This window comes from Spirosoma knui (assembly GCF_054780635.1).
Genome location: NZ_BAAGVY010000008.1, coordinates 16,095 through 35,323 on the forward strand (window position 1 = coordinate 16,095; position 19,229 = coordinate 35,323).

At 52.0% G+C, this 19,229-nt stretch carries 22 protein-coding genes; 13 read left to right on the forward strand and 9 right to left on the reverse strand.

Annotated elements, in window-relative coordinates; translation table 11 throughout:
- Nucleotides 1-67: 67 nt before the first annotated feature.
- A complete protein-coding gene (locus tag ACYVIY_RS16770) occupies nt 68-1,120 on the reverse strand; it encodes an LLM class flavin-dependent oxidoreductase (RefSeq protein ID WP_460977530.1) in 1,053 nt (350 codons plus the stop codon).
- A 510-nt stretch (nt 1,121-1,630) separates the two neighbouring features.
- Here ACYVIY_RS16770 and ACYVIY_RS16775 point away from each other — a divergent pair.
- The 4 genes from ACYVIY_RS16775 (at nt 1,631) to ACYVIY_RS16790 (ending at nt 4,285) form a co-directional block, all read left to right on the forward strand.
- Nucleotides 1,631-1,879 carry a redox-active disulfide protein 2 gene (locus ACYVIY_RS16775; RefSeq protein WP_460977531.1) on the forward strand — a complete coding sequence of 83 codons (249 nt, stop codon included), beginning with the start codon at nt 1,631-1,633 and terminating at the stop codon, nt 1,877-1,879.
- Nucleotides 1,880-2,141: 262 nt separating this feature from the next.
- Complete coding sequence (locus tag ACYVIY_RS16780; protein ID WP_460977532.1) at nt 2,142-2,957, forward strand: DUF3667 domain-containing protein; 816 nt, start codon at nt 2,142-2,144, stop codon at nt 2,955-2,957.
- The gene (gene bla / locus ACYVIY_RS16785) at nt 2,944-3,771 is read left to right on the forward strand and encodes a subclass B1 metallo-beta-lactamase (RefSeq protein WP_460977533.1); all 828 of its coding nucleotides are present in this window, start codon (nt 2,944-2,946) and stop codon (nt 3,769-3,771) included. Before ACYVIY_RS16780 ends, bla begins: the two co-directional genes overlap by 14 nt.
- A gap of 67 nt (nt 3,772-3,838) precedes the next feature.
- Nucleotides 3,839-4,285, forward strand: coding sequence for a VOC family protein (locus tag ACYVIY_RS16790; protein ID WP_460977534.1), 447 nt, complete (start codon nt 3,839-3,841; stop codon nt 4,283-4,285).
- A gap of 24 nt (nt 4,286-4,309) precedes the next feature.
- Here the strand turns inward: ACYVIY_RS16790 and ACYVIY_RS16795 are convergent, their stop codons facing one another.
- Nucleotides 4,310-4,621, reverse strand: coding sequence for a GNAT family N-acetyltransferase (locus ACYVIY_RS16795; protein ID WP_460977535.1), 312 nt, complete (start codon nt 4,619-4,621; stop codon nt 4,310-4,312).
- Nucleotides 4,622-4,715: 94 nt separating this feature from the next.
- Between ACYVIY_RS16795 and ACYVIY_RS16800 the strand changes: the two genes are divergently transcribed.
- The 3 genes from ACYVIY_RS16800 (at nt 4,716) to ACYVIY_RS16810 (ending at nt 6,630) form a co-directional block, all read left to right on the forward strand.
- Entirely contained in the window at nt 4,716-5,678 is a 963-nt protein-coding gene (locus ACYVIY_RS16800) for a helix-turn-helix transcriptional regulator (RefSeq protein ID WP_460977536.1), read from the forward strand.
- 104 nt (nt 5,679-5,782) lie between these two features.
- Nucleotides 5,783-6,226 carry a DUF3224 domain-containing protein gene (locus ACYVIY_RS16805; RefSeq protein WP_460977537.1) on the forward strand — a complete coding sequence of 148 codons (444 nt, stop codon included), beginning with the start codon at nt 5,783-5,785 and terminating at the stop codon, nt 6,224-6,226.
- 14 nt (nt 6,227-6,240) lie between these two features.
- On the forward strand, nt 6,241-6,630 hold the full coding sequence (locus tag ACYVIY_RS16810; protein ID WP_460977538.1) for a VOC family protein: 390 nt from the start codon (nt 6,241-6,243) through the stop codon (nt 6,628-6,630).
- A gap of 24 nt (nt 6,631-6,654) precedes the next feature.
- On the opposite strand, the gene ACYVIY_RS16815 is transcribed toward ACYVIY_RS16810, so the two are convergent.
- The 3 genes from ACYVIY_RS16815 to ACYVIY_RS16825 form a co-directional block, all read right to left on the reverse strand.
- Nucleotides 6,655-7,863 carry an acyl-CoA dehydrogenase family protein gene (locus ACYVIY_RS16815; RefSeq protein ID WP_460977539.1) on the reverse strand — a complete coding sequence of 403 codons (1,209 nt, stop codon included), beginning with the start codon at nt 7,861-7,863 and terminating at the stop codon, nt 6,655-6,657.
- 162 nt (nt 7,864-8,025) lie between these two features.
- Entirely contained in the window at nt 8,026-8,679 is a 654-nt protein-coding gene (locus ACYVIY_RS16820) for a hypothetical protein (RefSeq protein ID WP_460977540.1), read from the reverse strand.
- Between the two features lie 2 nt (nt 8,680-8,681).
- Entirely contained in the window at nt 8,682-9,185 is a 504-nt protein-coding gene (locus tag ACYVIY_RS16825; protein ID WP_460977541.1) for an RNA polymerase sigma factor, read from the reverse strand.
- Nucleotides 9,186-9,456: 271 nt separating this feature from the next.
- On the opposite strand from ACYVIY_RS16825, the gene ACYVIY_RS16830 reads away from it, so the two are divergent.
- On the forward strand, nt 9,457-9,864 hold the full coding sequence (locus ACYVIY_RS16830) for an OsmC family protein (protein ID WP_460977542.1): 408 nt from the start codon (nt 9,457-9,459) through the stop codon (nt 9,862-9,864).
- Between the two features lie 50 nt (nt 9,865-9,914).
- Nucleotides 9,915-10,274 (forward strand): iron chaperone, encoded by a 360-nt coding sequence (locus tag ACYVIY_RS16835; RefSeq protein ID WP_460977543.1) that lies wholly within the window; start codon nt 9,915-9,917, stop codon nt 10,272-10,274.
- Between the two features lie 71 nt (nt 10,275-10,345).
- Here ACYVIY_RS16835 and ACYVIY_RS16840 read toward each other — a convergent pair whose 3' ends face one another.
- The 4 genes from ACYVIY_RS16840 to ACYVIY_RS16855 all read right to left on the reverse strand — a co-directional run bounded on the left by ACYVIY_RS16840 (nt 10,346) and on the right by ACYVIY_RS16855 (nt 14,654).
- Nucleotides 10,346-11,533, reverse strand: coding sequence for an endonuclease/exonuclease/phosphatase family protein (locus ACYVIY_RS16840; RefSeq protein ID WP_460977544.1), 1,188 nt, complete (start codon nt 11,531-11,533; stop codon nt 10,346-10,348).
- Nucleotides 11,534-11,565: 32 nt separating this feature from the next.
- On the reverse strand, nt 11,566-12,519 hold the full coding sequence (locus ACYVIY_RS16845) for a hypothetical protein (protein ID WP_460977545.1): 954 nt from the start codon (nt 12,517-12,519) through the stop codon (nt 11,566-11,568).
- Between the two features lie 75 nt (nt 12,520-12,594).
- Nucleotides 12,595-13,977 (reverse strand): sensor histidine kinase, encoded by a 1,383-nt coding sequence (locus tag ACYVIY_RS16850; RefSeq protein WP_460977546.1) that lies wholly within the window; start codon nt 13,975-13,977, stop codon nt 12,595-12,597.
- On the reverse strand, nt 13,977-14,654 hold the full coding sequence (locus tag ACYVIY_RS16855) for a response regulator (protein WP_460977786.1): 678 nt from the start codon (nt 14,652-14,654) through the stop codon (nt 13,977-13,979). The genes ACYVIY_RS16850 and ACYVIY_RS16855 overlap by 1 nt, the downstream gene beginning before the upstream one ends.
- A 261-nt stretch (nt 14,655-14,915) precedes the next feature.
- On the opposite strand from ACYVIY_RS16855, the gene ACYVIY_RS16860 reads away from it, so the two are divergent.
- The 4 genes from ACYVIY_RS16860 (at nt 14,916) to ACYVIY_RS16875 (ending at nt 19,139) form a co-directional block, all read left to right on the forward strand.
- The gene (locus ACYVIY_RS16860; RefSeq protein WP_460977547.1) at nt 14,916-15,608 is read left to right on the forward strand and encodes an OmpA family protein; all 693 of its coding nucleotides are present in this window, start codon (nt 14,916-14,918) and stop codon (nt 15,606-15,608) included.
- A gap of 73 nt (nt 15,609-15,681) precedes the next feature.
- Nucleotides 15,682-16,461, forward strand: coding sequence for an oxygenase MpaB family protein (locus ACYVIY_RS16865; protein ID WP_460977548.1), 780 nt, complete (start codon nt 15,682-15,684; stop codon nt 16,459-16,461).
- 129 nt (nt 16,462-16,590) lie between these two features.
- On the forward strand, nt 16,591-17,976 hold the full coding sequence (locus tag ACYVIY_RS16870; RefSeq protein ID WP_460977549.1) for an L-serine ammonia-lyase: 1,386 nt from the start codon (nt 16,591-16,593) through the stop codon (nt 17,974-17,976).
- A 95-nt stretch (nt 17,977-18,071) separates the two neighbouring features.
- On the forward strand, nt 18,072-19,139 hold the full coding sequence (locus tag ACYVIY_RS16875; RefSeq protein ID WP_460977550.1) for an AI-2E family transporter: 1,068 nt from the start codon (nt 18,072-18,074) through the stop codon (nt 19,137-19,139).
- The last annotated feature ends 90 nt before the right edge of the window (nt 19,140-19,229 follow it).

Here is a 19,229-nt window from a genome sequence, read left to right on the forward strand (position 1 = left end):
CTGAATGAATAATGCAACAGGCGGCCACAAGGCCGCCTGTTTTTTTAAGACCACTGCTGACGCCCACCTACTGTACTACCGGGGCAACGCTTCCAACGGCTTTTTTAACGGCCGGAGCTACTACAGTCCCCAGCAGTTCGATGGCGTGCAGTACGTTCGCATGAGGTAACGTACCCACACTGATGTGAAACAGAAAGCGGGTATTGCCGAATAATTCATACTCCCAGAGAATCTTCTCAATAACCTGCTGCGGACTACCGACGAGCAACGACCCTTCCGGCGAACGCATGAGATCGTACTGCCCCCGGGACATCGCCGACCAGCCCCGCTCCCGGCCAATCTGACTCATTAGGTAGGCGTATGGGCCGTAAAACTCATCGGCCGCCCGCTGCGAATTATCGGCAATGTAGCCGTGCGAGTTGATACCCAGTTGAAGTTTAGCCGGTTCATGGCCTGCTTTAACCCAGCTGTCTTTATACAGGTTCGTGAATGGAACAAATCGTTCGGGCATACCGCCGATGATCGCCAGCGCCATTGGCAACCCGTAACTAGCGGCCCGAACGACCGACTCCGGTGTTCCGCCTACGGCTACCCAGATGGGCAATTCCGGCTGATACGGCCTTGGATAAACACCCCGATTATCGATAGAAGGCCGGTGATGCCCCTGCCAGGTTATTTTCTCACTTTTATTTAACTTGGTCAATAAGTCCAGCTTCTCGGCGAACAGGGTGTTATAGTCCTGGAGGTCGTTACCAAACAGCGGAAACGACTCAATGAACGAGCCCCGGCCCGCCATGATCTCAGCCCGGCCTTTCGACAGCAGATCGACATGAGCAAAATCCTGGAACACCCGAACCGGATCGTCGGAACTTAGCACGGTTACGGCACTGGATAACCGAATCCGTTTGGTTTTGACCGCTGCGGCCGCTAAAACAACCGCCGGCGATGAGACAATGAAATCAGGGCGGTGATGTTCGCCGATCGAAAAAACGTCAAGACCGAGCTGATCGGCCAGTTCGATCTCTTCCATCAGGTTCATCATCCGCTGGTGTGGGCTAAGCAGTTTGCCCGTAGCCAGATCAGGCGTGTTCTCTACGAAGGTGGTGATGCCAATTTCCATAATTGATGTAGCTACATCTTTTTCACATAACGTATAAACAGGGAAAAAACGTTGCGGTAAGTTCAACAATCTCACTTTTTCTGGAAAGCCGCCTACCAATGAGCTTCTTACCTGGCCGTCAGCTAAATACAGTTACGTAACAAGTTAGAACGAAATCGAATGTTTTATATCGAACCACCTACTACGTATCAACACACCACTGGATCAATGAACAGAAAATAATGTGGGGGCGAATGACCCAACGGTCGTCCCCAACACCAGTTCAACCCATGAATGGCGGCCGCTGAATCCTATAAACCGCTAATGGCTAGCCTATCGTCCCCTGTATCATCATTGATTGAAAGTCAGCTAACAATGGTAGAGGCCTGAGGTTGGTAAGTCAGGTTTGTATTTTCGGGTTTGGTGTAGCAAATTGACCTTCTGAGTTGAGAAAATACGGAAATTTATAGCCAACGGTGACCAGCTAAATGAATTAGCTTGCAAACTTTACTTCTGACTTACACGAATCCGATGAAGAGCACCAGATTGAAGGACATGAATAACGACGCCCTGCTTCAACTTGAGAAGTCGATAAAAATATTGGTAGGTGTGCTCATTGGAGCGCTGCTCGTATTGCTGATTATTGGGATTGCGTTCACCCTCAAGCGGGGATTTAACGCCTTTATCATCATTCCGTTCGCTCTGCTACCCATTGTACTCGTAAACGCCAATAGTTTGAAGGAAATAAAGAAAGAACTCAGTTCCAGAAGCCGGAAGTAAAAAGCTGAGTGTCAACGCGACCTGGACAATGAGTTGCAATACGTACAAAAATTCTGGTTACCGAAAGCGTATTACGCTGGTTTGTTTATCTTGTGTGCTCACATCATCCGTTAGGCACTGGCTGCTTCACGAACTAAAGAACGAACGCCTGATGGATAATTTTTGCCTGATACCATAGGGGGCTACTCTGCAGCTTGTTGCTATTTTGGGTACCACCGATTTGTTTACTACGATACGATAACGTCACTGGAAGCTTCAGACAATGACAACCTGTACCAACTGCGCAACCAATTTTGAAGGTCGTTTTTGCTACAATTGTGGGCAAAAAAGGTATACAGATAAAGACAAATCAATAAAGCACCTCCTGGAAGAGCCATTCCATTTTATAACTCATTTCGAAGGAAAGTTTTTCACTACGCTTAAAGCGATATTTTTCCGTCCGGGCCGATTAGCAACGGACTATAGCAATGGTATTCGTCTGAAATACTATAAACCTATTTCGTTTTACCTGCTCATTGTTGTCGTGTACCTTATTTTCCCGCTGTTTTCCGGCCTGAATATGGATATGAAATACTATAAACGACTCGACGTATCCGGGCGATTTATCACAAAGCAGATCGAAACGAAATTAAAAACCGATGCGATAACCGAAGAACAGTTAACCGAAAAATTTCATCAGAAATCACAGAGTACATCCAAACTATTACTATTCCTGCTGATTCCTCTGTCGGTACCCATTATTTATCTGCTGTACTTTTATAAGAAAAGATGGCTGTTCGACAACTTTATCTTAGCCACCGAAATCAATAGCTTCTATCTGCTTGCTTTATATCTGCTTTTTCCGATTTTGTTTGTTTCATTTCTCAGGCTGGTTCATTGGCAATCCGACGAACGTATCGTCAGTAGCATACTGGCTGTTGTGTTCTGGCTGTATACGTCCCGTATATTCTATAATGTATTTCGGGAAAAGTGGTGGATTTCAATTGGTAAAGGTTTGCTGTTCACGTTCCTGCATACGATGATGGTTCATTTGGTGTACAAGACGATTGTGTTTGAAGTAACGTTTGCCTTACTCTAATTGCGGATTATCACTCGGTTCGTCTTTATTGAGCCACGAACGGATCATTGTCTATCTCCTTATCATGCGCTTCCTGATTGTTTTCATTATCTGCTTCTTTGGGTACGGGATTTCTCATGCCCAGCCTGCCCCTAAACCTAAACTGACCGTTACCCCGCTTACGGATCAGGTATGGGTGCATGTTACGTATGGCATCTATCAGCAAACGGCAGTTCCCTCGAACGGACTGATCATTAGGACTAAGGAGGGTGTCGTGCTGGTCGATACGGGCTGGGATAGCGATGGCAATACTGATAATACCCGGCAGCTGCTGCAATGGGTTGCCGATAGTCTGCATCAGCCCGTTCGGCTTTGTATCGTCACGCATGCCCACGAAGACCGGGTAGGTGGCATCAGCGAGCTTCGTAAAGCGGGCATACGGGTTGTCAGTACGCCGTTGACCGCCCGGAAGTCCGTTACGTTAGGCTACCAGGCCCCCGATGGTATCCTGCCGGCCGACACTACATTCACCATTGGCGACGTACCGATCCGTTGTTATTTTCCGGGCGAAGGCCATACCAGCGACAATATTGTTGTCTGGCTGCCCAATCAGCGGATTTTACACGGGGGCTGTTTTGTGAAGAGCGTAGCAGCTTTCGGCATGGGAAATGTAGCCGATGCAAACCTCAACGAATGGGGAAACTCCGTTCGGCGCGTGATAAAGGAATTTGGCACGGCAAACGTGGTGGTACCGGGTCACGAGAGCTGGGGCGATACCCAATCGCTCGAACACACGCTGAGACTGCTGGAAAAGCACGCGGCTGCCAAACGCTGACCTTACATTCCTTTCTATACTGGCAAACGGAACGCCCCACTACCCTTAGCAATCAACGCCTAAACCCATGAAATCAACAGAACTGCGAATTATTCTGACGGTCGAGAACCTGGATAAAATCCTGACCTTTTATCGGGATGCCCTGGGGCTGGACACGTCAAAAGAGTGGGACGAACCAACCGGAAAGGGCATTATTCTGGACGCCGGTCGGGCTTCGCTGGAATTGATTGATAGCCGCCACGCGGCTACCATCGATGAGATTGAAGTGGGCCGACGAGTCGCGGGGCCGGTGCGGTTGGCCTTCAAGGTTGGCGACGCCATCGCAAGCGCGGGTGAGGAACTGGTTCAAGCCGGTGCTATAAAGCTGGCCGACGTAACACAGGCCCCCTGGAGCCGGGTGCAACGCCTGCAAGACCCGGCGGGCATGCAATTCACCCTGTTCGAAACCTCTACATTACGCGACGAGCCGACCGCTGAATCCGGGCAACGTACCGATCTTTCCGCGCCGGATTAGCCACTGCCGGACTATTACCCTTGTTTAAAAATCATCGACGTTGTAGGCTGTTGACACCACCCGATTCCAGTCGGGGTGGCGTTTGAGATACACTGACACAAACGGACAAAGCGGGACGATTTTCAACGCGTTCCGTTCGGCATATTCCAATACGCCCTTGACCAGATGCGACCCAACGCCCTGACCTTCAAGGCTCGGGTCTACCTCGGTATGGGTTAAGGCCAGCGTTTCAACATCGACGTGCTGGTATTCGACCACGGAGAGTTTATCGCCGGTTTTTAATTCAAAGCGGTGCTTATGCGGATTGTCGGTAACGGGTGCGTCAGCCAGATTCATACGGTTTTCGGATTGTGTAAAGACTTTACCCCAAAACAGGCCGACTTGTTCATCGATCCGGTTTATTTTCGTCCTAAAATTGTCCCGTCCCATTATGAACCGCCTTGATCGCCTGACCGCCATTCTGATTCACCTGCAAACCAAACGTGTGGTTCGGGCTCAGGAGCTTGCCGATCGGTTTGGCATCAGCCTGCGCACGGTCTACCGCGACGTTCGGTCGCTCGAAACCGCCGGGGTGCCGATTGGTGCTGAAGCGGGCGTCGGCTACTTCCTGACCGACTATCACCTGCCCCCAGTCATGTTTACGAACACCGAAGCCAGTGCGTTGCTGCTGGGGGGGAAACTCATCGAAAAGTGGGCCGACGAGTCCGTACGGCTCGAATTTGAGTCGGCTTTGTTCAAAATAAAGTCGGTCTTAAAACGAACGGACCAGGAATATCTGGACGATCTGGCTCCCAATATGGACGTATCGGCACCGGCTGGGCAACCGGTGTACGCGAACAGTTTACTGAAAGATATTCAACATGCTATCGGGCAGCATCAGGTGATGCGCCTTCACTACTATTCGGCCTACAGTGAGGCCGAAACCCAGCGTGATGTTGAGCCTATTGGCCTCTACCACTACGGCATGGCCTGGCACCTGATTGCCTTCTGCCACACCCGACAGGATTACCGCGACTTTCGGATCGACCGCATTCGCGAACTCGTTAACACCGGCCAGCGATTTGCGCGTCACGAACGCCTGACGCTACAACAGTACCTCGACCGAATGGGGAACGATATGCCGTCGATCGCGGTAACAGTTGTTTTTGAGAAAAAAGTATGTCCCTACATACAGCAGCAACGGGTTCACTACGGGTTTCAGAGCGAAGAGATAACGGGCGATTACGTCCGCATGAACTTTCTGACTCCCTATATTCAGGGGCTGGCCCGGTGGTTGCTTATGTATGGCAAAACGGTAACGATCGAGCAGCCCGACATGCTCATTGGCCTGGTGCAGAACCTCACAGAAGAGCTGCGTGACCATTATTTGCTGGAGCCATCGGTTCTGCCCTAAGCTCGAGCCCCGATTCGGGAATTTTTCCTTTCCTCTGCTGACATACTGTTGTCACGGCCAGCGTCGACCTTTCGGATATAGTTCCCTATTAACCGATCAAGGTCATGCCTACCCAGGTTTCCGCTCAGCCGACCCCGACCAAGCAATTGATCCATGTACTACGTATCATCGAAAGCTGGCAGGAGGTTCCGTACGACGAAATAATTGGGGGCCCAGCGCTTGTCCGGGCATCGGTACGTAGCCGGCTCGAAGGTGACCTTAACGGCGAGAGCTGGGCCGAATATCTTATTACGTACCACAGTGACGGCTCGAGCAGCTTCGTCAGTACCGACCGCGTTATCGGCCAAATCGGTGATCGTTCCGGCAGTTTCGTTGTCCAGGGCGTTGGTACATATGAGTACGGCACTGCCACGGGGCAGCTAACCATTGTGCCCGGCAGCGGCACCGGAGACTTTACGAACCTGGTTGGTCAGGGCGAATGGATGGGCGTAACAAACCGCCAGGCAACCGTCACCCTCACCTGCGAACTACCCGCTCCACTCGACTAACTTTCTTATCGCTTATGAAACTGAATGCAGGCATCATAACCAGCCGTTTGACCGAGAGTAAACAGTTCTACTGCGACGTTTTAGGCTTTGGTATTACGTTCGAGAACGAGTTTTACGTCTTACTTCACACGCCAGACCATCAGGCAGAACTCAGTTTTCTTTTACCAGACCACCCAACCCAACAGCCCTTGTTTCAACCAGCCTTCGCTGGAAAAGGCATCTATTTAACCATTGAGGTGCCCAACGTAGATCAGGAATATGACCGCATTCGGGCGCTAGGCGTTCCGATCACCCTGGAAATACGTAATGAGCCGTGGGGCGACCGCCATTTCAGCCTCATCGACCCGAACGGCGTCGGAATTGATATAGTCACCTACGCGCCGACAGAAGTTGAGCAGAGTTAGACGCAGAATCGCCCGTTATCGGCATTACTTATAGGCTGGAATGCCAGTGATTTCAGCGCCGAGTATCAGCAGATGAATGTCGTGAGTACCTTCATAGGTGCTCACCGATTCAAGATTCATCAGATGACGCATGACGGGATAATCGCCGGTGATGCCCATCCCGGCCAGAATCTGACGAGCTTCGCGGGCGATACGTAACGCCATCTCGACATTGTTCCGCTTGGCCAGCGAAATCTGCGCATTCGTGGCTTTATCTTCGTTCTTGAGCATACCCAGTCGCCAGCAAAGCAGTTGCGCCTGCGTAATGTCGGTCAGCATTTCGGCCAGCTTTTTTTGCACCAGCTGAAAACTGGCAATCGGTTTGTTGAACTGAATCCGTTCCAGGGCGTAGCGCCGGGCTACTTCGTAACATTCCATAGCCGCACCCAAAGCCCCCCAGCTGATTCCGTACCGGGCCTGGTCGAGGCACTTCAACGCACTTTTCAGCCCCAAGGCATCGGGCAGCAGATTTTCTTTGGGCACCCGAACATCCTGAAACACCAGCTCACCCGTTGCACTCGCCCGTAACGACCATTTGTTAGTGATTTCGGGCGTGGAAAATCCTTCCATACCGCGTTCAACAATCAACCCACGAATTTTTCCCTGGTCGTTTTTAGCCCACACAATGGCGATGTCGGCGACCGGCGCGTTAGTAATCCAAAGCTTGGAACCGTTGAGCAGGTAATAATCGCTTCGTTCGATGAAGTTGGTTTCCATGCTTCCGGGGTCGGAGCCGTGGTTTGGCTCGGTCAGGCCGAAGCAGCCCAGAAGTTCGCCCTTGGCCAGACGGGGCAGGTATTTTCGCTTCTGCTCTTCCGTGCCGAAGGCCAAGATGGGGTACATCACCAGCGAACTCTGCACCGACACGCAGGAACGCAGGCCCGAATCGCCCCGCTCGATTTCCTGCGTCATCAGCCCGTACGAAATCTGGTCGAGACCTCCCCCACCGTATTCCGTCGGGACCGTAGCGCCAAACACGCCAATCTGACCGAATTTAGGAACAAGGTGCCGGGGAAACTCAGCCTGCTGGGCGTAGTCTTCCACAATGGGCGTGATCTCGCGCTTCACAAAATCACGTACGGCCGACCGAACGAGTTTATGCTCGGCGGTGAGCAGATCATCGAGACAGTAAAAGTCCGGCGACTCATACGAGTCTACTTTGTTGCGAGGTGAGGTTATCGTAGCGGCTTGCATACAGAGTAAACTTCAGATCAGTCGGCTTGTTGGCCGAATTGGCGTTTTTTGGCTCATAAAATCTCAATCCAACGTAGCAGGCAATTCATTTTTAACGGCTCGTTTCCTGTGCTGAGGCTACGTAGCGAACAGGGGCAGTAAGGAATTACAGGTTAACGAGATCTACCACATCTCTTGTTTATAGTCGTTCACCTGGTTCAACAGATCCATCGACTTCATCATTGGGCTCCATTCGTTTCCGCCGAAAAGCCACCCGAACCATTTTTTATGGCGGTTTTCGTACCGGATGTTATAGAAAAGCCAGACGGCCAGGTACGTAAACCCACCCGTTACTAGAACCTGAATGAGCAGCACGAATGGAGTGCCAGTTTCGAACATGCGTTCACTCCAGTAAAACGTGGTCCACACCGGCAGTTGAAGCAACAGAAAGCGGGCAACCCAAATCGTTGATGATTTCAGGCGGGCAATCTTTTCCTGGGTAACAAGAACCGGCTGATGACTGTCGACCTGATGAATCAGCACCAGTTGATACAGGTAGATACCAATGGCCAATTTGGTCAGCAAAACCTGAATACCAGCCGATACCAGAAAAAACGGGCTGGCCGTGGCGGGGAGTACGATCAGCAACCCATCTACCAACGCAACCCAGACCAGACCCACCAATACCGCCAGCATCTTGGTGGGCTTCATCGATGCGATCAGCGACCGAACCTGCATACGGGTTATGGCCTCCGCATTCCGGCGGTTCAGTGTCAGGCTTTCTTCCAGCCGCTTGTCATATGATTTCCAGAGCATGCGCATGTCGTTGTCTTCCATGTCTATTGTGGTTTTAAAGCGAAGAATTTACGTTTTAGCTGTTCCTTAATCCGTCCTAGTTTCGTGGCTACGTTCGACGAAGAAAGGCCCAGAATCTCGGCGATCTGCTGGTAACTTTTTCCCTCTAGATACAGCAGCATCAAGGCCTTGTCCAGCTCCTTAAGCTCGCCCAGGAATTTTTGCAAGAGGCTGATGTCGCTTTCCGTATCGTCGGATTCATCCGTATGTAACTCAAGCAGATCACCGGGTGGGATTGGCCCGGCAATCGTCTTCCGGCGCGTATCCTTCCGATAAAAGGATATCGCTACGTTCAGCGCAATCCGGTAGATCCAGGTTGAGTACCTGAACTGTTCGTTATAGCGGTCGAACGATTGCCACAACTGCACCATGATTTCCTGAATCAAATCTTTCCGATCTTCCGCGTTTTTGCAGTAGGCCTGGGCAACTTTATAGATGATGCCCTTATTCAGATCTATGACCGAAAGAAACTGGTCCTGTTTAGCCAAGGGAATACGGATTAAGGGTTCGTTCGCTAATTGCCTGTTGCGGCCTTTCCAGTCGGGGGTATGACCGATCAGCAGCGTAGTTACCAATTATTCGTCCGAAGGCCTGTAGAATCACAGCTTAACTAGATTTTTTTTGATCAGGCATCGGCAGTTCGCTTATCATTAATAGGGCCAGCAAAGCCAACCCGTACGTAGTATTACTGATTAACAGCATCTTACCTAAGTAAAAGTCAATCCAGTACAGCTTTTAATGATTACAACGGATAGACGAATGATTGTAACTGCTACAGTTCAAAATAGTCTGGGGGAAAACGACGTAACAGTCGAAACGAATGGCAACGCAAAGCGCATAACGATCCCAGCGAAAGCCGTTGGGCATGGGTCATCGATCAATGGCGGGGAACTGCTGTTTCTGTCGCTGGCGACTTGTTTCTGCAATGATGTGTACCGGGAGGCTGCGCGACGGAACATGCCCATCGAGTCGGTGGACGTAACGGTGACGGGTGAGTTTGGTCAGGAGGGTGAGCCCGCTTCCCGCATCAGCTATACCGTCAAGATTCAGTCTGACTGCCCGGAAGACGACGTTCAGGACCTTATTCATTACGTCGATACGGTCGCCGAAATTCACAATACGTTACGCCAGGGTATATTCGTATCCTTACAGTCTCATCAGCCGTAGCAGTACGTCTGTAGGCCACTACGCCCTTCTTTTACCTAACTCATTTTCAGATGATCTCAACAAAACCTACTACCATCGACGAATACATTGCGGGTTTCTCCCCCGACATTCAGGCGCTGTTGCAGCAGGTTCGGGCGTGTATTCGGAACGCAGCGCCGGACGCAGCCGAAACCATTAGCTACGCCATGCCCACATTCACCCTGAACGGTAATTTGGTTCATTTCGCGGCTTTCAAACACCATATCGGATTTTATTCGATTCCCACGGCCATAGACGCGTTTAAAGAAGAGTTGGCGCATTATAAAGGCGGAAAGGGCTCCGTTCAGTTTCCCATCGACCAGCCTATGCCACTGGGTTTAATCGCCAGGATCGTAAAGTACCGGGTTGCTCAGAATTCAGCGCACGTGTAGGCGAAGACATAAAGCTCCCCAGTAATTCCCTGCTGAACAGCCCTTTAACTTTCGGTTTTATTATCATGCTGTTAGTTCGGAGCGGTCAGCTGAGCGGGTAGTTTATTCTGCGCCAGGGTCACCGGGGACTCATTCAAGACCTTTTTTAGCACGTACTGCGCCACGACCGGAAAGTGATCGGAGAATGAAACGCCGGACAAGGTCTGGCAGGTTTTGATGTGCCAGTCAGCGCTGAAAAACTGCTGATCGATCCTGACGCAGTACGGATGACGGTTCAATGTGAACCCCAGCCCCTGCCCCGCTTCTTCGAACGCATTTTTAAAATTCTGGCTCAGCTTTCCGTACGAATACCCAACGGGGGTCTCGTTAAAATCACCGCAGATGATGACCGGATACCGGCTGCCCGCTACGTAGGATTCCACTTCCTGGAGCTGTTCAGACCGGTACTGAAACCCTTCTTTCAACCGCCGGAACGTATCAACCAACTCGACCGCAAACCGGCCAGCCTGCCCCGATTTTATCGCGTCCAGCACCTGGTTCGTCCGGACGCCCATCGACCATAAATGCACATTGACGATCCGGATCGTATCGGCCCCGTAAGCGATATCTGCGCAGAGAAATCCGTTAATATTTGGGGCATTCGGCCGATTCCAGATCCGGCCATACTGCCTGACAATGGGGTAGTTCGAGAAGAGAGCCAGCCCGATTTCGCGGTTTCGATCGAAGCAGGTTAGCTTTTGCACTTTAGCTCTGTACTGGCTTTCGAGAGCCGGGTTAGGGGAATATTCCTGGAAGCAGGCAATATCGGCTTTGAGCTGAGCCGCATCGAAATGGGCCTGAGCGCTGACCGGAAAGGTTTCACTATTAAAACTAAGTACATTCAGCGTGGGTGCCTGACTGACGTCAAGTTCGCCCGCGTGCCTGCCCACCAACCGTTTCACCACCACAACCGCAAACAGCACCCAAATCAGCCCGGCCATGGCCACCATCCGCTGCTGCTGATAAAACAAATACACACAGGCTGCCAGTCCAAAAATCATGGCCAGTGGCAGGGTCATCATCACAAAGCCGGTCAGCCAATGCCCATTAACGGGGTAGTAACAAAACGCCATCGTGAAAAACAGATAGCCGAGGGCGGTGTAGGCAACCGGAAACCGCCGGTACTTCTGAATCGTGAGCCGGATGCCGACCACGAATCCGTTCAGTACAGCCTGACTCACAGGGCATACCGCCTTCTTCAGCTTTTTATAACTCAGCATAAGTAGTGGATGGGTTGAGCGGAACGAACCGCTTATTTAACCTCGAAGCTGCCCCCGCCAATCTGGAAGCCTTCGGCATACAGTTCAACCAGATAGGACCCCGGCTTGTACTGGGCGTCCCGGCGGAAGAAGATTTCCACCCGCTGGTCATTATTCTCGAAAGGCACCGTCTGGTGCGTACTGTAGCCGATTTCGCGTCCGTCAATCAGCAGAACCCCGCCAATGCCGGTATCGCTGATCACCGCCCCGTTGGCGTCGAGGATGCGTACGTAAATATCTTTGTTGTTTTTCTGCGCCACCGGATTCGAGGGCATGATGAAATTGATTTTCAGCCGGTCGATCCGCGAGGCTTTGTAGGTGCCCCCGCGCCGTTCTTTGCCGTTCGGTGCCAGGGCGGTAACTTCCACATTAACCGCTTTCATGGCCGAAGCCAGCGTCACCTTTGTTTTCAGGTCAGCATTCTGCAGCGAGTAGTCGACCACGGCCTGGGCCAGTGCGGCCCGCTCGTTCTTTAACCCTTCGTTTTCGGTTAGAATCGTTTTCTTCTCTGCTTCAAGCGCCCGGGTGCGGCTCAGCAGCGAACCGTTTTCGGCGCTAAGCTTGCGGATATCCGCTTCGCTCTTCGTCAGGAAATTGGTATAATCCCTGATCTTGAAGTCGTACTGCTGAATGGAAAAAGTAAGGTCGTATTTGAGTTTCTTTTTGTCACTCTCCAGTTGTCGCTTGATGCGTTCCAGCTCTGTGATGCTGCCGCCGAGCTTCCGTACTTCAACGATTTTCTCGTCCAGCACGCCCGAAATGGAATCGAGCTTCGCCTGGGTCGTTGCGAACTGCTCAACTTTCGCCGTCAGCAGCTTCTGCACTTCCAGGGTTTCATTACGTGAGCCAATAAACAGGTACGACAACAAGGCCAGTATACCCACCAGCGCCCCGATTGTCATGCTCAATATGCCCTGCTTACTAGTTGTCACATTGGCTTCTATCATTTCGTTTACAAGTGGTGGTTCCGCAAAACAACGATAATGAACTTAAGGGGGACTTAACCTGACTTTAAATTTAGCTTAAAATGAGCTTTCGCTCGACAAGGTTAACGTAAAGGTGGTCCCTGCGGAAGTAGACTGAACGACTATGTCGCCCCCGTGCAGCTGAGTCACCTGCGCCACCACCGCAAGCCCAACCCCGTGCCCTTTGCTCGACTGAGCCGTGGCATTACTCCGAAAGAAGGGCTGAAAAATGTGGGGCAGATCCGCTTCGGGAATCTGGCTCCCTTCGTTGAACACGACAACATGAATCGTTCCTTCTTTCGCCCGAAAGTCAACTGTAGCCGTTCGGGCGGGCGAAAATTTACAGGCATTGTCGATCAGATTCATGAGCACGACCTTCAATGCCGCCCGGTTTCCCCGCGTGATCAAAGCGTCTTCATCATCAGGAAAATCGGTGAATGTGAGTCGGATCTGATACGTTTCGTTCCATTCCTGCAACTGGGTTTTCGTTTCCCAGAGCAGCTCATCCATCCTGACGGGCTCAAAAGGCATGTTTTTGGTTTGAATAGACGTATTGGCCAGTTCCAACAGGGTGTTGGTGAGCTGGGTCAGCGTCCGGGTATCTTCCCGCAACGAGCGCAGGGTTCGCTCGTATACATCCGGGTTACGAGGTTGAATGAGGGCGACGTCAATCTGCGAATTGATCTTGGTCAGCGGGTTCTTCAACTCGTGCGATACGTTGGCGATAAACATTTTCTGGGTGTTCAGGGCCTGTTCAATGCGATCGAGCAGTTGGTTGAACGTAGCGACGAGCACACCAATTTCGTCGGAACGGTTCGGATGCTGCACCCGCTTCTGCACATTTGCCGGAAAAATCGTGTTTACCTGCTGCACAATCCCCGACATGGGTGCCAGGGCCTGATCCGCAAACAGCCAGCCCGAAACGCCGAGCAGCAGGATAGCCGCCAGAATCATCACGATCAAAATCTTTTTCAGATCACTGAGCGCATCATGCCCCACCTGATCGATCCCGCTGACGATGACCCAGTTACTGCCGCTCCCTCGTGCCAACTGAATCGCAACAATCTGGTAGTCGCTTCGGGTTAGGTACAGGGTCTGCGCGGCCGAATCGAGCTGCGGAATAAACTGCTGATGGAAAGGCGCGTTGGCGGGGTTGGTCGAGAACAGAAACGCCTTACTTTTCTCGTTGTAAACCGAAATATGTTCATTTAGCAGGGGCTCTTTATTGCCCGCGTCAATCAATCGCAACACGGTGCTGTCCGTCTGCTTCAGATCGAACAAAAGCGTTGTCGTGGTAACGGCACGATCTTCCAGGCGCTTGAAAAACCGTTTTTCAACGTATAGCTTACTGAAAAAATAAACCCCGAGCGAAAACAGAACCAGGATTAAGGTGACCAGCAGGGCAAACTGGTAGGTGAGCCGGGTACGGATGTTGATCATTACAACAATTTTACGACATAGCCCATGCCGATCTGGGTGTGTAGCAATTTGGGCTCGAAATCCTTGTCAATTTTTTTACGCAGGAAATTGATGTACACTTCAATAACATTAGTTCCGGTATCAAACGTCAGGTCCCAGAGCTTTTCGGCCAGTTCAACCTTGGAAATGACCCGGCCCTGATGGCGCAGAAAGTATTCGAGCAACTGAAACTCCTTAGCCGTCAGCGAGATCTCCTTGCCCGCCCGCACGACCTTTTTCGTGTACGGGTCAAGTTCCAGATCGGCTATTTTGAGCAGATTGGCAGTAAGCGTCACACTGCTGTTCCGGCGCGTCAGCGCCCGCACCCGCGCCATCAGTTCACCGAATTCGAACGGTTTGGCCAGGTAATCGTCGGCCCCGGCGTCGAGCCCCACAATCTTGTCGTCGGTGGTACCCAGGGCTGTTAACAGTAGAATCGGGGTCGATACGCCGGCTTCGCGGAGCTTCCGGCAAAGTTCCAGGCCGTGGATGCCGGGCAAAATAATATCGGATATAATCAACGCGTACGAAGATCGGGTGGCCAGTTGAAACCCCATCGTTCCGTCATACGCTACGTCGACCTCCCACTGGTGTTCTTCCAGCCCCTGCCGGATGCTCTGAACTGTTTTAACCTCGTCTTCAATAATCAGGATTTTCATCATATCGCCTATTCTTCAACCCGAATGTCTTAAAAACGGTTGCTTATGGCCACTGGTACGTATTTTTCGCAGCCGGGCGCAAAACTAACAAACGTCAGCTACGCCTGGTAGTAAACCGAGTTTCCATTTGTCCGGCTCGATCTGCGCTCGTCCAGCAACTGGGGGCGGAAACCGGCATTTTTTTTGCAGCGGTCATCCTAACCCATTCGATTCGTTTTACCCATGCGCGCAAGGCTTTTTCTTTTCTTTTTACTGCTTTATATGCCTACCATATACGGTCAGACCGTAAAACCAATGGCAAAAACGCAGCATACGGTGTTTTCGCTAAAAGCGGTTGACGATCAGACCTCGGCCGAGGTCTCCGCCGAGTTCAGCGTTGAAGCGAAGCTGGCGGCCAAAAAGTTTGCCGGTAAGAGTCTGCTGAACAAACCGTTTACGTTCGTCCTTAACCGCACCGATACGCTGACGGTGGTGACGAAACGAAGCGGCTATTACGAGAGTGAAGAGATAATGGTTGTTTCCTGCGATACCTGCGCGGATTATGAATACATCGTGCGGCTGGAAAAAGAAGACCCCAAAGCCGACAGCGTGTTCCGAAACTTACAGGTAAATCAGTCCTTTCGACTCGATAACGTGTATTTCGACCAAAGCAGCTACGTATTACGGAATGAGTCGTATCCGCAACTAAACAAGCTGATCAAAACGCTGGCAACTACCCCGAAACTGGTCATTGAGATTGCGGGGCATACTGACAACGTTGGCGATCGGCGGCTCAATCAGTTGTTGTCCGAGAACCGGGCGAAGGTGATCACTACGTACCTGATCCGCAACGGTATCTCAGAAAATCGTCTGCGCTACAACGGCTACGGCGATAAGCGACCGGCGGCTCCGAACGATTCGGAGGAAAACAAACGAAAAAACCGGCGGGTCGAATTTGTGGTGCTGGCCATCTAAAAAATTAGTCAGCGACGGGTTATTTATTGCGGTTTATCGTTGTTACGTAAGAAGATAACCTTACGCCCACCCGATGACGACGAGTGAACGCCCAAAACCCTATTTTGTCCGGCCCGATTCCATTGTCCGCCAGATTTGGGGAGATGCCGACGTAATTCTACTGATTTTTGCCGGTTCAGCGGCTGAGTTTGCCTTGAACCGGGCCGTAGACTGGCTGTTCTTTACGGGCAAGCTGCCCGCCGACCCCATCGCGCGCTTGTTTTCGACGGTACGATACGCGCAAGAAATCGTGTTTGCGTCCGAAGCCAGCGCCCGTCAGGCCATTGCCCGCATGAGCGCCATTCACGGCGGGGTTGAACAGAAACGCGGGTACCAGATCCCCGACTGGGCCTACCGGGATGTGCTGTACATGCTGATCGATTACTCGCAGCGCGCTTACGAAACCCTGCACCGTCCGCTCACCCCGGTCGAGCGTCAGGAAGTTTTCGATACGTTTCGGGCGGTAGGTGCGGGCATGGGTATACCGAATTTACCCACTACGTTCGACGACTGGCAGACGGACCGGCAGGCGCACCTGAAGCGTGATCTGGTCCGGAGTGCCTACACCGACAAACTGTTCCAGCGGTACCGGGAGCAACTGGGTGGCTGGCGATACGATTTACTTCGTCAGTCACAGGCTATTCTGGTGCCAACGGAAGTTAGTCGCCTGCTGGATTTACCCCAAAAGCCTGCCCTATCCTACTCCATTGGTTTGTATAAAGTGCTGAATGCGCTGAAGCTACGCTCGGCCATCCAGCGAATCCTGTTACCCACGGAGTATTTGAATCAGATTCGGGCACTCGACAGACGCTAAGCCATTATCATTGCATTTTATCGTAGAAACACCCAACCGATAGCATGTCGGGCGACAGGAGATTGCCTGCTGACTGACACGTTATCGGTTGTATATTGCCAAAACCCTTCACGGATATTCTTCATCAACATGACTGTTACGAATCCAATTACTACGTCTGTTTTCGACCTGTTCAAGGTCGGGCCGGGTCCGTCGAGTTCGCATACCATTGGCCCCATGAAGGCCGCTTATGACTTTCGGCAGCGGCTCGCCAGCCTCCCACCCGATCTGGTTCAGCAGGCAGACGCCATTCATATCCATTTATACGGTTCGCTCAGTGCAACCGGCAAAGGGCACGGTACCGACCGCGCCGTTGTGGCGGGTCTGCTCGGATGGCAACCCGAAACGACTGACCCCGATGCCTTGCTGGCGCTGCTGAAAGACCCGGCCGTTACGTATCCGGTGCCCGTTGGCGATCGCACCATATCGGTTGGCTCTCAGCATATTCACTTTCAGCGAAAACGCTACGACTCGCCCTACGCCAACACGATGGTGTTGCAACTAAGCGCCGGTGATGAGGTACTGTTCTCCGAAGAATACTACTCGATTGGCGGTGGCTTCATCATCCGGAAAGGTGAAGCCGAAACACCCTCCGCAGCGGTTCAGTTGCCGTATCCATACAGCACCATGACCGAGCTGAAGGCGCAGTTGTCCACCCACCAATTGACGCTCGACCAGTTGATGCTGGCGAATGAGATGGCCCTGACCGGCAAAAGTCGAACTGAAGTCCACCAACGGATCGATCAGCTGCTGGATTTCATGCACAAGGCCGTTCGGCGAGGTCTCCGGCAAAAAGGGTTGCTTCCGGGTTCAATCAAATTGAGTCGAAAAGCGCCGGTGCTGTATCAGCAGGCGAAGAGCCTGGCGAACAGTTCCGACAGCTTCCTGATTTTTCTGAATGCCTACTGTCTGGCCGCTTCGGAAGAAAATGCCGCCGGAGGCATCGTAGTCACCGCGCCTACGTCGGGTGCATCGGGCGTAATTCCGGGCCTGACGTATCTTGCCCGTAATCACTTTCATTACGACCGCGCAACGTTACGTTCGGGAATGCTGGCAGCGGCCGCCGTGGGCTTTCTGGTGAAGCACAATGCCAGCATTTCGGGGGCCGAAATGGGCTGTATGGGCGAGATTGGCACGGCTTCGGCCATGGGCGCGGCTTTTTTGACCCGCTGTAGCCAGCCCGTCGGGGCTATCGGCACCATTGAAGCGGCCGCCGAAATCGCCATTGAGCATCATTTGGGTATGACCTGCGATCCCATTGGGGGCTTCGTCCAGATTCCGTGCATCGAACGGAATGCGATGGGGGCCGTAAAAGCGTACAATGCGTTTCTGCTGGCTACGTCCGGGGCGGCTTCGTTCCAGAAAATATCGCTCGACGCAGTGATCAAGGTGATGAAAGCCACCGGCCGGGATATGTCGACCAAATACAAAGAAACGTCGGAGGCCGGTCTGGCCCTGAGTGCGACGGAATGCTGATTGCGAAAGAATCTCAAACAATTGGCGGATAAAGATGTGTTAAGCACTAATGAGAGGGCCGAAATATACCGGTGCCTCCACGAGTGCTTACCGTCATGACCAACATATACACGCCCAAGCAACAGCGCATTCTGCTAATTACGAGCCTGATCGTTATAGCAGGATTCATTATTGCCGGACTGCGCGGTTACGCTTCGGCGTTTCTGGGAGCCGGAATTCTATATGTCGTGTTCCGACCCTGGTTCACGGCCCTGGCCATCAAACGAAAGTGGAACCGGTCACTAGTGACGACGCTGCTGATCATTTTTTCGGTCATCGTTATTATTCTGCCGTTTCTGACCCTCAGCTTGCTGCTCATCGGCCGGATTCAGTATTACAGCCAGAACGCTGATGACATTCTCAACCTGATTCACAAAGCCGAAGACCTGACCGGATTTAAGGTGACGAGTCCGCAGAACGTCCGCCAGATCGTTCAGCAGGGAGCGAGCTATGCCAGTCGGCTGTTGCCTTCGCTGGCTGGCGGTGCGCTTGATTTTATCGTGATTATTGGTTTAATGCTCTTCACGCTGTATTTCATGTTTGTGCAGCAGGATGCCTTTCAGCGGGGACTCCAGAAATACCTGCCGTTCAAGCGGGATACGCAGAAAGAGCTGGGCGAATCGCTGAAAAACAACGTGAACGCCAATGTGCTGGGACAGGCGCTGGTCAGTCTGGTGCAGGGGGTGCTGACGGGCGTTACGCTCTGGATTTTCGGCGTACCCGATGCGCCATTCTGGGGCGTTGTGGGGTTTTTTCTGGCATTTATTCCCATTCTCGGCACCCCACTTGTCTGGGGCCCAGCGGGTTTGATTAAGCTGTCGCAGGGCGATACCGGGCAGGGCATTGGCATTTTGGTGGTGGGCGTTATTGTGATTATCAATATCGACAACCTGCTGCGGATCATGCTGGCCAAACGCATGGGTGATATTCACCCGTTGATCACGCTGGCCGGTATTGTGCTGGGCGTACCTATTTTTGGCATTCTGGGGTTGGTGATCGGCCCGCTTCTCCTCTCCTATTTCATCGTACTGATACAGGTATTCGAGCGCGAGAATAAAGTCCAGCGCGAAGAAGTGGCCAAGGATGAAGCCCGGGTTGAAGAAACGGCGGCTCACAAGACGTAATACGTGTTATAGGCTTCGACGACGAGGGTATGTGAAACAACAATCATCCAATTGATGGGAACCTAACACCCCGTTCATACTTCTCTTTTC